The sequence below is a fragment of the Microvirga sp. ACRRW genome, from assembly GCF_022346925.1.
Classification (GTDB): Bacteria; Pseudomonadota; Alphaproteobacteria; order Rhizobiales; family Beijerinckiaceae; genus Microvirga.
The window spans coordinates 265,281-278,390 of record NZ_JAKRNJ010000003.1 but is presented as its reverse complement, the minus strand read 5'-3'; the positions used below and the strand labels follow the sequence as shown (position 1 = coordinate 278,390).

13 protein-coding genes and 1 pseudogene are annotated in these 13,110 nt (G+C 60.1%); 9 read left to right on the top strand and 5 right to left on the bottom strand.

Annotation, left to right across the window (positions count from 1 at the left end; all coding sequences use genetic code 11):
• Positions 1-146: 146 nt before the first annotated feature.
• The 4 genes from MHY87_RS08660 to MHY87_RS08645 all read left to right on the top strand — a co-directional run bounded on the left by MHY87_RS08660 (position 147) and on the right by MHY87_RS08645 (position 3,359).
• A complete protein-coding gene (locus MHY87_RS08660; RefSeq protein ID WP_239351505.1) occupies positions 147-1,340 on the top strand; it encodes a winged helix-turn-helix domain-containing protein in 1,194 nt (397 codons plus the stop codon).
• Between the two features lie 43 nt (positions 1,341-1,383).
• Positions 1,384-2,136, top strand: a complete 753-nt coding sequence (locus tag MHY87_RS08655; RefSeq protein WP_239351503.1) for a phosphatase PAP2 family protein — start codon at positions 1,384-1,386, stop codon at positions 2,134-2,136.
• Positions 2,133-2,678: a regulatory protein RecX gene (locus MHY87_RS08650; protein ID WP_239351057.1), complete on the top strand. Its 546-nt coding sequence runs from the start codon at positions 2,133-2,135 to the stop codon at positions 2,676-2,678. The genes MHY87_RS08655 and MHY87_RS08650 overlap by 4 nt, the downstream gene beginning before the upstream one ends.
• Before the next feature lie 75 nt (positions 2,679-2,753).
• A complete protein-coding gene (locus MHY87_RS08645; protein ID WP_239351056.1) occupies positions 2,754-3,359 on the top strand; it encodes a DUF2239 family protein in 606 nt (201 codons plus the stop codon).
• A gap of 10 nt (positions 3,360-3,369) precedes the next feature.
• Here the strand turns inward: MHY87_RS08645 and MHY87_RS08640 are convergent, their stop codons facing one another.
• Together MHY87_RS08640 and MHY87_RS08635 are read right to left on the bottom strand one after the other, a co-directional pair.
• Positions 3,370-3,903, bottom strand: a complete 534-nt coding sequence (locus tag MHY87_RS08640) for a GNAT family N-acetyltransferase (RefSeq protein WP_239351055.1) — start codon at positions 3,901-3,903, stop codon at positions 3,370-3,372.
• A 17-nt stretch (positions 3,904-3,920) separates the two neighbouring features.
• Positions 3,921-4,559 (bottom strand): DUF1345 domain-containing protein, encoded by a 639-nt coding sequence (locus tag MHY87_RS08635; RefSeq protein WP_239351054.1) that lies wholly within the window; start codon positions 4,557-4,559, stop codon positions 3,921-3,923.
• A 114-nt stretch (positions 4,560-4,673) separates the two neighbouring features.
• Between MHY87_RS08635 and MHY87_RS08630 the strand changes: the two genes are divergently transcribed.
• Both MHY87_RS08630 and MHY87_RS08625 read left to right on the top strand, forming a co-directional pair.
• Positions 4,674-5,096, top strand: coding sequence for an OsmC family protein (locus MHY87_RS08630; protein ID WP_239351052.1), 423 nt, complete (start codon positions 4,674-4,676; stop codon positions 5,094-5,096).
• A gap of 161 nt (positions 5,097-5,257) precedes the next feature.
• The gene (locus MHY87_RS08625; RefSeq protein WP_239351050.1) at positions 5,258-5,884 is read left to right on the top strand and encodes a PRC-barrel domain-containing protein; all 627 of its coding nucleotides are present in this window, start codon (positions 5,258-5,260) and stop codon (positions 5,882-5,884) included.
• Between the two features lie 73 nt (positions 5,885-5,957).
• On the opposite strand, the gene MHY87_RS08620 is transcribed toward MHY87_RS08625, so the two are convergent.
• From MHY87_RS08620 to MHY87_RS08610, 3 genes are read right to left on the bottom strand one after another with little or no spacing between them, the layout of a single operon-like run.
• A complete protein-coding gene (locus MHY87_RS08620) occupies positions 5,958-6,941 on the bottom strand; it encodes a TRAP transporter substrate-binding protein (protein WP_239351048.1) in 984 nt (327 codons plus the stop codon).
• 26 nt (positions 6,942-6,967) lie between these two features.
• On the bottom strand, positions 6,968-8,278 hold the full coding sequence (locus tag MHY87_RS08615) for a TRAP transporter large permease (protein WP_239351046.1): 1,311 nt from the start codon (positions 8,276-8,278) through the stop codon (positions 6,968-6,970).
• A 5-nt stretch (positions 8,279-8,283) separates the two neighbouring features.
• Positions 8,284-8,829 (bottom strand): TRAP transporter small permease, encoded by a 546-nt coding sequence (locus MHY87_RS08610; protein ID WP_239351044.1) that lies wholly within the window; start codon positions 8,827-8,829, stop codon positions 8,284-8,286.
• A 463-nt stretch (positions 8,830-9,292) separates the two neighbouring features.
• Here MHY87_RS08610 and MHY87_RS08605 point away from each other — a divergent pair.
• The 3 genes and pseudogenes from MHY87_RS08605 to MHY87_RS08595 all read left to right on the top strand — a co-directional run.
• Positions 9,293-9,499, top strand: a pseudogene (locus MHY87_RS08605) (radical SAM protein); the annotation flags it as partial.
• A 359-nt stretch (positions 9,500-9,858) separates the two neighbouring features.
• Positions 9,859-11,115, top strand: coding sequence for a site-specific integrase (locus tag MHY87_RS18970; RefSeq protein WP_239351043.1), 1,257 nt, complete (start codon positions 9,859-9,861; stop codon positions 11,113-11,115).
• A gap of 52 nt (positions 11,116-11,167) precedes the next feature.
• Positions 11,168-13,042, top strand: coding sequence for a hypothetical protein (locus MHY87_RS08595; RefSeq protein WP_239351041.1), 1,875 nt, complete (start codon positions 11,168-11,170; stop codon positions 13,040-13,042).
• Positions 13,043-13,110 lie beyond the last annotated feature (68 nt).

The window sequence follows — 13,110 nt, the reverse complement described above, 5'->3', positions numbered from 1 at the left end:
AACGGCGGGGCAGCAGAGGCGCATCTCTGAGAAACCGTTAGTGGTCAGGAGAGGGAGGAGCCTCGATAGGAGGGGAGAGAATCAGCAACGGGTTGTCGAACCGTTCGAATTGTCCTTACCTGTCCGCTCATCACATCCCTTCGCTCATGGCCCCCCGCACCAAAATCTCCCTCCCCCAAGCCCGCCGCATCGCGCTCGCCGCTCAAGGCTTTCACGAAGCGCGGCCCGACGACGCCAGTCTGCGTCATGTGAAGCGCCACTTGCAGCGCGCGCATCTGTTGCAGATCGATTCGGTGAACGTGCTGGTGCGGGCGCATTACATGCCCCTCTTCTCGCGGCTCGGATCATACGACCGCGATCTGCTCGAGACGATCGCCTATCATCCGAAGAAGCGGGAGACGTTCGAGTATTGGGGCCACGAGGCGTCGCTGATCTCCCTCGACCTGCACCCTCACTTCCGCTGGCGCATGGCGCGGGCAGCCAGAGGCGAAGGCACCTATGGCGGCCTTGCCCGCTTCGGCAAGGAGAAGCGCGCCTTCATCGAACAGGTGCGCCGTGAGATCGAGACGCGCGGCCCCATCGGCGCGGGCGAATTGTCCATCGGCGGCAAGAGCCAGGGAGCCTGGTGGGGTTGGAGCGACGGCAAGCGCGCGCTCGAATGGCTGTTCTGGGCCGGGGAAGTCACCACCGCCACGCGGCGCGGTTTCGAGCGCCTCTACGACTTGCCGGAGCGCGTGCTGCCCTCCGATGTGCTGAACACGCCGACGCCCGACGAGAACGAGGCGCAGCGCGAATTGCTGCGCCGCTCCATCCGCGCGCTCGGCATCGCCTCCGAGCGCTGCCTGCGCGATTACTTCCGCTTGAGTCCGCAGGATGCGAAGGCGCGTATTCCCGAACTCGTGGAAGCGGGCGATCTCGTTCCCGTCACCGTCGAGGGATGGAGCGGGCCGGTCTATCTCGACCGCCAAGCGAAGATGCCGCGTCGCGTCGAGGCGCGCGCCTTGGTCTCGCCTTTCGATCCCATCGTCTGGGAGCGCACGCGCACGGAGCGCCTGTTCGATTTCCACTACCGCATCGAAATCTACACGCCCGCCGAGAAGCGCGAATTCGGCTATTACTGCCTGCCCTTCGTGCTCGGAGAAAAGATCGTCGCCCGCGTGGATCTGAAGGCGGACCGCGTGAAGGGAAATCTCATCGTGCACTCGATCCATCCGGAAGCATCCGTGACGCCGGACGAGATCGCGCCCGCGCTCGGCGACGAGCTGCGTCTCATGGCCGAATGGCTCGGCCTGGGAAGCATCACCGCGCCGAAAGCGTGGCGCAAAAGACTGGAGCTTTGAGATGCCCTCGCCGGATCGCCCCTTGCTCCTATCTCAAGCAGGCATGAACAAATATCTCGCGCCCATCGCCAATGTCTGGCTCCGCCTGCGGCTGAACGAGATCGGCCCTCTCGTGTCTCTCTTTGCCTGCGGCTTGTTCGCCTGGGCCTTCATCGCCATCGCCGATGAGGTGACCGAGGGCGAGACGCATGAGCTCGACAGCGCGATCCTGCTTGCCCTGCGCGACCCCCAGAACCTCGCCGATCCCTTGGGCCCGAGCTGGCTGGAGGAGGCTGCGCGGGATTTCACCGGCCTCGGGGGCTACGCGATCCTTACCCTGCTGACCGCGGCAACGATCATCTATCTGCTCATGGCGGGAAAGCGTGCTGCTGCGCTGCTCGTCTTCGTCTCCATCGTCGGCGGCACGCTGATCTCGACAGGTCTCAAGTTTGGCTTCGAGCGCCCCCGTCCCGATCTCGTGCCCCATGCGACGCGCGTCTACACCGCGAGCTTTCCGAGCGGTCATGCCATGCTCTCGGCCATCACCTATCTGACGTTGGGCGCATTGCTCGCCCGCATCGAGAAGAGCCGGCGCATCAGCGCGTTCATCATGAGCCTTGCCATCATCATGACGCTGCTGGTCGGCGCAAGCCGCGTCTATCTCGGCGTGCATTGGCCGAGCGACGTTCTCGCCGGATGGTCCGTGGGCGCGGCCTGGGCTGCGTTGTGCTGGTTCGTCGCCCTGCAATTGCAGCGTAAGGGTCAGGTGGAAAAACCGGGCGAGACATCGCTTCCGCCCAAGACGAATTCCGCATGAGCGACGACGAAAAGCCGGTCAAGAAACCTCCGCGAAAAGTCACGCCTGCTTATCTGCAGCGGGCGGCGCTCGCTTATCTCGAACGCTATGCCTCATCGGCCGAGAACCTGCGGCGCGTGCTCAAGCGCAAGGTCGACAAGCGCTGTCGCCTGCGCGGCGAGGACCCTGCCGAGTTTTCCGAGATGATCGACGAGGTGGTGGCGAAAAGCCTGCGCACCGGCCTTATCGACGATACGCGTTATGCGGAGGCGCGCGTCGCCACCTTGCGCCGCCGGGGCGGATCGGCGCGCGCGATCCAGGCGAAGCTCTCGGCCAAGGGCGTCGACCGCACCACCATCACTGCCGCTCTCGAAGGCGGCGAGGAGGATGACGAGGAAAAGGCCGCTCATGCCCTCGCCCGCCGCCGCAAGCTCGGGCCTTATCGCCCCGGTGACCGGACACCCTATCGCGGCAAGGATCTCGCCGCCCTCGCCCGCGCCGGTTTCCGGTTCGACGTGGCGCGGCAGGTCGTAGATGGAGAACGTGAGGACGGTCTATCTTGAATATTACCCGGACAATATTGACATCTAAATTTTACCCGGATAAAAGCCTGCTCAACGATTCAGGAGCAAGCAATCATGAACAACGACAAGCCTCAGCACTACACCGCCTTTGCCGGTTCCAGACGCATCGCGTCCGGAGCCTTGGCGGATGTGGCCTTGAAGACGAAAGAGGTGATGGAGACCGGCGAGCTGGAGCCCATCCTCATCCTCGACGACGAGAACTCCCGCGTCGTCGACGTGGATTTTCGCGGCAGCGCGGAGGATGTGGTGCAGCGGTTGAAAGCCCAGCATCCGCAGGCCGAGGCCGAAAACCAGCCACGCGGCCGGGGCAGGCCGAAGCTCGGAGTCGTGGCCCGTGAGGTCACCCTCCTGCCCCGCCATTGGGATTGGCTCAATGCTCAGCCGGGCGGCGCTTCGGTCGCGCTACGCAAGCTCGTCGAGGATGCGCGACGCGCCAACGAGGCCAAGGACAACCGGCGGGAAGGCCAGGAATCGCTCTATCGCTTCATGTCGATCATGGCGGGCAATCTTCCGGGCTTCGAGGAAGCCTCCCGTTGCCTCTTCGCCGGCAAGCGGGCCGAATTCATGGCCCTCATCCAGCCATGGCCGAACGACCTGCGCAACCATGCCGAGACATTGGCGCTGTGCGCTTTCGAGGAGACGGATGGCCGATCGGGCTAAAGCTTGCGCGTCAGCGCACGAACATGATCGTCGGGTTGTCCTTGTAGGTCGTGCGCTGCAATTCCCGGTATCCTGCCTTCTCGGCGACGCGGATCGATGCGGCGTTCTCCGGCGCGATGATGCAGGCCGTGCGGGCGGCTCCGAAACGGCCCTCGCCCCAGGCGATGACCGCACGCACGGCCTCCGTCGCATAACCCTTGCCATGGACCCGCGGAGACAGCGCCCAACCGATCTCCGGGATGCCCTCAAGCGACGGCTCGATCTCGCGCTTGCCTTCGGCGAAACCCGTCTCGCCGATGAAGCGTCCGGTGGCCTTCTCCTCGACGGCCCAATAGCCGAAACCAAGCAGCGACCAATGACCAATGTAGCGCAGCAAGCGGCCCCAGGCTTCTTCCCGCGTCGAAGGCCTGCCGCCGATGAAGCGCGTCACATCCGGATCGGACCAGAGGGCAAAGGAATCCTCGAAATCATCGAGCCTGTGGCCGCGTAAGGTGAGGCGCTCCGTTTCGAGCACGGGAACGATTGCAGGCGAGGGAGAGAGCATGTCTTTGAGCCGGATCGTTAGAGAAGCCCCGCGCCGACATTCACGGCGAGCGCCAGGATGGTGGTGTTGAACAGAAAGGCCAGGACCGTATGGGCGAGCGCTAGGCGACGCATGCGCTTGGAAACGATCACCACGTCGGAAGTCTGGGCGGCGGCGCCCAGATTGAAGGAGAAGTACAGAAAGTCCCAGTAATCGGGCTTGTCCTTGTGCGGAAAGGTCAGCCCCTGCCGCTCGCCTTTGTCGCCGTAATACTCGTGGGCGTAGTGAATGGCGTAGATCGTGTGCACGAAAAACCAGGAACACAGGATCGTGACACCGGCAATGGCGAGCCGGAAGCTCTGCTGCCCATCCACGTTCTTGATCCCCGACAACTCGATGCCGATGGCAACGATGCTGGCCACGGCAGCGGACAGGGTCAGGATCAGGAACACCAGGGATGTCTCGTCCTCTTGAGCTGCGCGGTGCTGCATCTGAGCGGTGGTGGAACGCGCCGCCATCGCCAGGGCCACAGCCAGATAGCATGCGATGCCTATGTCCCAGGCCACCAGAAGTCGTGAAACCTTATCCCAGTTCTGCGGCAACGCGGCATAGACGAGGAGCGCCAGAAGAGCCGAGCCTAAAAGCCGGGGACGCAGACGAGGATTGAGATGAACCATGCACATATCTCGTTAGACGGGCGCAGCGGCAAAGCTGATTTGCGCAGCCTTGGACTGGAGCCCGGTGACCCTTGTCCTACATCACCCAACCTCAACTGTCACAAGGAGACAACGATGAACCGCAAGGCAAGAGCCGTCTGGCAGGGGACTGGCAAGGATGGAACCGGCCACCTCACCTCCGATTCCGGGGTACTGTCTTCCACACCCTATTCCTTCAAGACCCGCTTCGAGAACGAGAAGGGCACGAATCCCGAGGAGCTGATCGCGGCGGCGCATGCGGGCTGCTTCACCATGGCCCTTGCCTTCCAGCTCCAGAACGCAGGCTTCACGCCGACTGAGCTTACCACCGAGGCGGTGGTTTCCCTCGAGCAGGAAGGCGGCGGCTTCGCGATTAAGAAATCGGCGCTCACGCTGAACGCTAATGTTCCCGGCATCGACCGCGCCAAATTCGAGGAACTCGCCCGCGCGGCGGAAAAGAACTGCCCGGTCTCGAAAGTACTCAACGCCGAGATCACGATGGATTTCACTTTGGCCTGAGGTACGGCCAAGTTCGTTGCGATGGCCGGGCTCGACCCGGCCATTCTTTTTTGAAATGCGCAACCGCGACTCTGTGAAGACAAATCACAGAACCAATTCCCACCTCGCCCGTTGAGTGACCAAGCGGCTCCTGATGCCGTACTCACCAATTGGAGGATTACATGGTTGCAAAACATCTCGCTATGGCTCTTCTCGGCTCGGCTCTGATTGCTGCTCCGGCTCTCGCACAGACGTCGTCTGGCTCCGGTTCAACCACCAGCCCTTCGACCAACGCTCCGGCGATGAACAACACCACTGGTTCGTCCAGCATGGGCAGCTCGAGCACGAGCAGCAGCTCCATGAACCAGATGCATTCCGGTCAGTGGCGCTCTTCGAAGATCGAAGGCCTGAACGTCTATAACCAGAACAACGAGAAGATCGGCGACATCAGCGAAATGCTGATCGATCAAAACGGCAAGGTTCAGGCCGTCGTGGTCGGTGTCGGCGGCTTCCTCGGCATCGGTGAGCGCGACGTGGCCATTGCGTTCGATCAGGTCAAGTTCATGAACGAGCCGCGTGCCAACACCACGACGTCGAACAACATGAACACCGGCGCTCCGGGTACCGCCACGACGACGGCGCCGAGCACCACGGGCTCGACCGCTACCGGCACCGCCGGTTCTACCTCTGGCACCATGGCCTCGAACAATGCGGCCGACAACGCCGACCGCATGTCTCCCGATCACGCCGTGGTCAACATGACCAAGGAGCAGCTTCAGGGCATGCCCGAGTTCAAGATGAACCGCTAAGCTCGGAAGAAGCCAATATGAGAAAGGGGCCCTCACAGGCCCCTTTCCTTTTATCCATAAACGTTGAGATCTCTCACATCGCCGCCTTCTTATAGCTGTCGATGATCGCCTGCCCGTCGGCACCTGCCTTCTTGGACCAATCCTGCGTCAGCTGCTCGCCAACCTTCTGCAGTCCGCTTTTGAGTTCCGGACTCGGCGGCAGGACCTTCATGCCCTTCGCAGCCATCTGCTCCGTGTACCACTTGGTCTTTTCCTGAGCCGTCTTCCAGCCGCGCTCTTCCGCCGTCTTGGCGGCCTTGAGCAGGGCTTCCTGCGTCGGCTTGTCGAGCGCATCGAACGCCGCCTTGTTCACGAAGGTGATGTTCTTCGGAATCCAGGCCTGCGTGTCGTAGAAGTGAGAAAGCGATTCCCAAACCTTCGAGTCATAACCCGTCGCACCCGATGTCATGAAGGTGTTGACGACGCCGGTTGCCAGCGCCTGCGGCAGGTCTGCCGCCTGCACCGTCACCGGCTGCGCGCCGACGAGTTCCGCAATGCGTGCGGTGCCCGCATTGTAGGAGCGCCACTTCACGCCCTTCAGGTCTTCGACGGTGTTGATGTCCTTCTTGGCGAAGATTCCCTGCGGCGGCCATGGCACCGCATAGAGCAGCATCAGGCCCTGGCTTGCGAGCTTCTTCTCGATGGCAGGCTTCTGTACGTCCCACAGTTTCTTCGACTGGTCGAAGGAGGTGGCGAGGAAGGGCACCACGTCGAGGCCGTAGACCGGATCTTCGTTCTCATGCAGCGACATCAGCACTTCACCGGCCTGCGCCTGACCCGTCTGCACCGCGCGCTTGATCTCCGGCGCCTTGAACAGCGAGGCGTTGCCATGCACCGTGATCTGCAGCTTGTTGCCGGTCGCATCCGCCACGTCCTTGGCGAAGGCATTGAGGTTCTCCGTGTGGAAATTGTCCGGTGGATAGGCGGCGGGCAGGTTCCACTTGGTCTGCGCGAAAGCAGGAGCGCTCAGGAGCATGGCGCCTGCCAAGCTCAGGGAAAGGCGAGTCCAGGTCTTCATAATGGTTCTCCTCTGGTGTTTTGCTCTTATGAATCCGGGAAGGCGATTTGCGGCAGAAACATCACGATTTCCGGGAACACCGTGATGATCGCCACCGCGACGACGAGCAGGAAGAAAAACGGCAGGGCTGCGAGCGCCACCGTGTTCGAATCCTTGCCCGACATGGTTTGAAGCACGAAGAGATTGAAGCCGACAGGCGGCGAGACTTCCGCCATCTCGACCACGAGAATGAGGAAGATGCCGAACCAGATGAGATCGAAGCCTGCCGTCTTCACCATGGGAATCACCACCGCCGTGGTCAGCACGATCATCGAGATGCCATCGAGCGCCGTGCCGAGCAGAATATACATGATCGTGAGAGCGGCGATGAGCGCGTAGGGCGAGAGGTTCAGCCCATCGACCCAGGTGGCGAGCGCCTGCGGAATACCCGTATAGGCCATCGATGTCGACATGAAGGACGCGCCGGCCAGAATCAGCATGATCATACAGGTGATGCGTGTGGTGCCCATCACGCTCGCCCAGAACGATTCCCACGACAGCGAACCCGACCACCAGGCGATGGCGAGCGAGCCGAGCACGCCCCAGGCCGCGCATTCCGTCGCCGTCGCCCAGCCGAGAAGCAGCGTGAGGAACACGAGCAGGATAAGGAGCGCCACGGGAATGAGATTGGTCGATTCCTTGAGCTTCTCGCGAAACGACATCTTCGGTTCGGGCGGAGGAGATTTCGATGGATTGAGCATCGACCACACGGCGATGTAGCCCGAATAGAGCGCCATCACGAGAAGGCCCGGCAGGAAGCCCGCCAGAAAAATCTGAATGATCGAGACGTTCGCCGCCACCGCATAGACCACCATGGTGATCGAGGGCGGAATGAGAATGCCGAGCGTGCCCGCGCCTGCAAGCGAACCGAGGCTCACCGTCTCGTTGTAGCCGCGCTTCTTCAGTTCCGGCAAAGCGATCTTCGCTACCGTCGCGCAGGTGGCGGCGGACGAGCCGGACACGGAACCGAAGATGCCGCAGGCGAGCACGTTCACATGCATCAAGCGACCGGGAAGCCAGTTGAGCCAGGGCGCGAGGCCGCGGAACATCTCTTCCGACAAGCGTGTACGGAACAGGATCTCGCCCATCCAGATGAAAAGCGGCAGTGCCGCTAATGTCCACGACGCGGAATTGCCCCAGATCGTGGTGGCAAGCACCGGACCTGCTGGGATGCCGCCGCCCACGAATTGCATGCCGACCCAACCGCAAGCCATGAGCGCAATCGCGATCCACACGCCGCCCGCGAGAAGCACCGCGAGAAGCAGCAGCAACAGGCCCGAAATCTCGATGAGTTCCATAGGCCTTACACTCCGCTCTGGATGGCGCGCTCCACCACCTCTTCGGCGGTGGTGGCAGGCGGCTTCTCGTAACGTGGATCGCCGCCGCGCAGCACATGGATGAACTCGTCAACAAAGGCGATGAAGAGAATGACGAGGCCCGTCGCGTAGCCGATCTGCGGAATCCAAAGCGGCACGGCCAGCACGCCCTGCGCCATGTCGTTGAAGCGATAGCTGTCATAGGTGAGCTGCACCGCATGCCATGCGAAGAAGCCGACAAAGCCGAGGCCGATCACGAGAGAGAACATCTCAGCCCACCAGCGCGCTCTGCCATGCAGCCGATCCGTGAGCAGACCGACCCGGATCATCTCTCCGGAGCGGAAGGTATGGGCGAGCCCTAGGAAGGCCATGGCCGCCATGGACCAGGACGCGAAATCATCGCCTGCGGGGATGTTGAACCCGATACCGCGACCCAAGGAAAGGCCCATCATCAGCAGGAAGATCACGAGGAGAAACAGGCCCGCGAGGTAGCCGGCGAAGAGATAAAGGCCGTCGAGAACGGAACGGATCATGCAGGATGTTTTCTTTCACACGTCAGGCGCGTTACGAAATTACCGCTGCGGAAGCATAGGACAAGGGTCCGGATGATTTCCAGTGCAAAAGCCTAAGGCTTTAGTGCATGTATATTCGGCAATTGCCTGCGGAAAATGTCCATTTGGCTCTGGTCATTCCGGACGGAGTGCAACGCAGATCGGGGATCGCAATTCGGAAATGGTGTGGGTTCTCCCTCTCCCTGAGGGAGAGGGTGGGGGTGAGGGGTTACAGGCCCCTTCGGAAAGCGCGCATCCCTCACCCGCCGCGCTCACGCGCGTCGACCTCTCCCGCACGGGAGAGGTAGTCAGCGCTGAGCCCAGGATGACGCTTTGGCCTGGAGCCTCTCCTGTGCGACCTCCCGCCCCGCCTCCATCTCTCGCCTTCTTTCCACGTTCATGCTAGAACAAAACAAGAACAATTCAGCGGAAGGCCCTTGATTCCATGGACGAGAAGCTGAGCCGCAAGCTCCGAATCCTCGCCGACGCGGCGAAATACGACGCCTCGTGCTCTTCTTCGGGCGCGGGCGGACGCAAGGCCGATATCGACGGTCTGGGCTCAACCACGGCATCGGGCATCTGCCACGCCTATACGCCGGACGGACGCTGCGTCTCCCTGCTCAAAATCCTTCTGACCAATTACTGCCTGTTCGTTCTATGAAGTCCCAGCAGTGTTCAGGGTACTCACCTCTCAAAGGGTAAGATCGACTGCTTCTTAGGCTTCAAGCGAGTGAGACACTAGGAGCTGTGCATAGGGGCGAAGCGGCGCGCTTCCCCATAGCGCCGAAGCCGTTTCGCCCCTGTGTGCAGGTCCGGCTTTCAGTTCGCGTTTTCAGTCAACTCAACTGCGATTAAGTGAAATACAACTGATGGGATAAGTAGCTTGTAACTTATACACATAAGTACACATAAGAAGTCTGCGACTGTTCAATAATGATTTGCGTGCGCCGGAAAACTTCTTCTTTTCTGCTGCAAATCTGTCCATGGCTTGGAACGAAGCGGCGCACATCAGTGAACACTTCTCTCAATGTGTACTTTGTTGAACGGCACGACCTTCCTGAGGTTCGTTTGCACGAGCCGTACATCGTGGAAGAGCCGACGATGCGGATCGTCGAGGCACCATCCATATTTTTGCGTGAGGACTTTGTCGAAAGCTCTTCCCGAGCATCCGTCCAGACGTGGCGCTCAGCCGCGTATGAGCTCAAGTATTGGCTGGAGTTCCTAAGGGCGATCGATCTCGACTGGACAATTGCCACGGTGGAGGACTTGAAGACCTGGCGCGATCTCATGATCCGGGGGATTTCACCTCATACGGGCGAGGTCTATGCTCCCAACACTATCAGGACCCGGATGCTCACGGTTCTGGCCTTCTATCGGTTCGCCGGCGGGCAAGGTTGGTACAGCGGTAACCTGGCAACACATGGACAGGACCTCACGGACGATCGGCCGGGAGCAAGTGCAGGCAGGCCCTGCAAGCGCACGAGGCTCCTTCCCAGATCGAAACCCAAGCGCGCCGCCATAAGACCGTTCTCCGTGCAGGAATGGAGAAAGTTCGAGACGTATCTCGGGCCTCTTCCGCGTGAGCGCGAGGCGATGGACCTGCGATCGAGCCGCAACCGTCTTATCGCCGAGATCTCTCTTTGGGGAGGATTGCGGGTCGCGGAAACCGCAAAGCTGGAAATTCATCCGTTTTTGGCAATGACGCCCAATCCGCTGGCCCCCCATGCCCACCAGCGTCTTTGGATTGAGGACGGCAAGGGCGGGAAGTCGGGTTGGGTCACCATCCCGAATTATCTGGTCGAGGAGATTGTCCTGTTCATCCAGGGTGAACGAGAAGATCTTTTGACCGATCTTCGGACTCCAAAAAGCAAACGTCCGAAGGCTCTCTTTCTGTCAGGCCGCGAAAGCAATGATCCGGGTAAACCGCTCACCAAGCGCCGCTATCAGCAGATCATCTCGGAGACGTGCATTCAGGCCGGCCTCTGTACAACCCGCGAGAAAATCAATCCCGAAGACGGCTCAACTTTCACCACGACTGTGCCCAACCACACCTTTCATGACCTTCGGCATACCTATGCCACTTGGACCTACTGGGCGGAGAGAAATCTGGGAAATCCCGAGCCTTGGGTGAAGATCAAGACCCAGCTCCGGCACGCGTATGTGCAAACGACGATCGATACGTACATCCACCTGGTGGAAATCTTCAAAGGCATGATGGTGCCCGTGAATATCAGAGACATGCTCGGATTGGGAAAGCAACGTGAGTAGGCGCCGAAACATTTCCGAGTCGCTGGTCGCCCAATCGAAGCGCCAGTCCGCCATGAACCAAAACGTTGTCAGCCTGAATGAGCGTACCCAAGTCCCTGTAGAGATGGCCGAGGGAATCGATTCGAAGACCGGGCTGCCGACTCTTCGAGTGTTCTTCCCACGCGTCAAAAAAGATGACTCTGTCGACCTGAGTTTTCTGTTCGCACTGCCAAATCTCAAGGCCCCTCTCGCGGAAGGCTTTCGAGAATGGGGGCGCAATGCCGCGCCGACCTCACGGCATCAGCTCGCGGGCGAGCTGAGACGCGGCTTGGTATCCTATCTCATCGAGACCGGACGTCAGGATGCCCGCCTTGAGGATTTCGACTCAACCTTGCTGAACGGTTTCGTTAACTGGCTCAATCAGGTCGATCCAGAGACAGGATCCGCACTGTGGGAGAGACACACTCGTGCTGGTCGCTACTACAGTCTGATCCCGATCCTGAAAGGCCTTTCTTCGAAGGATCGATGGCGCGCCGTTGCTGAAGCCGTGTTTGACAATATGCCGAAGAAGGTATGGAAGAACCTCGAAAACAAGAAGAAGCCGACCGAACGTCTGACAATGGAGGAACTCGACGCGCTTCTTGCCGCGATCAGTAAGGAAATCATAGCGACATCGACGCTGTTGGCGGAGGGACAGGAACTTCTCGAACGAGGCCGCAGCGCAATCCCGCCTGTACCCGCCCTGGCGTCTGCATACCGTGAGAAGGCTGTCTGCCTGGCCACTCTTGCCGCCCTTCCGTTGATGCCGAGCCGGGAGACACTGAAGGACTTAGGTCTCTCGACACTCTACAATGCGTGCCGGCCTCACGGTGGGCTGTTGGACCTCATTCGATATCTTTGTCCGACCAGCAGGACGCTTGTTCCGTTTGTTTTGAACCTGGCCATTGCGACGGCTTACAACCCGGGAACTCTTTTCGGACTCAAGCTCTCCGACATTCAGAGAGATTCTCGGTTGGGTGAAGAGATCATTCGGCTCCCAGGTTCGAAGAAACGAGCCGCTGAAGATCCAATTGTAACCATAGGCGCAGGCTCGGCTCGGCCAAGCTCCACAATATCGACGGGGCCGGACTTAATGAAAGAGGTCGAGGACGATTCGATCGTCCTCTCCGCAGCGTCCGTAGACGGCATTGGGATTGGCCTCACCATCGATTTGATCACCCAGTGGACCGCCTTATTCCGCAACGACCTCGAGGGTGAGGATCGGGATCGGCTCTTCCTCCATCGGAGCGCAACCCGTAGAATAAGGCTAGCCCCACTCAATAATGGTGCAGGTTGGCAGGATGCTCTGGCCAAATTCTGCAAAGATCACAATCTACGCCCATTCAATCTCAAGCAAATTCGGGCAACGATCCTGGACGAGATTCAATATCGGACCGGAGATATTCGAGTTGCGAAAGCCCTAGGCCGTCATCGAAAAATTGCAACCACCTGGAGCCACTACACCTCTGATGGGACAAAGCAGCGTCAAAGAGAAAGACTGGGACTGACCTTTGTTCAGCGTGAGCGGTGGTTTTTGTCCGATGGAACTATCGACCCACGTAGGCGCACCCATGGAATGGATCAAGCTGCGGCAACGCCCGGCTTCCTGTGTCTCGACCCATATGATGGCGTAATCCCCGGGCAACGAAGAGGCTATCCCTGTCTGGCTTACGGGAAATGCGTAGACTGCCCGATGGCAGCTGCAAGACCGAACGATCCTGTTTCCGTAGCTCACTACATTGCACTCGAGCGGGCAATCCTTCAGGCACGGGAGGTCATGGATCCGAAAACATGGATGATGCAATGGGGGGCGCGCCTTCTTGCAGTCCAGGAACTCAATGCATTGGCACCAGACAAGATCCGGCGGCAAGCGGCTGCCTATCCCGTAACTTTGCCTACCGTCGGCTAATCCTGACGTACGGCCATCTGCTTATCGAACCTAAGATCCAAACTCACTGGTACCAGGAATGCTTATCC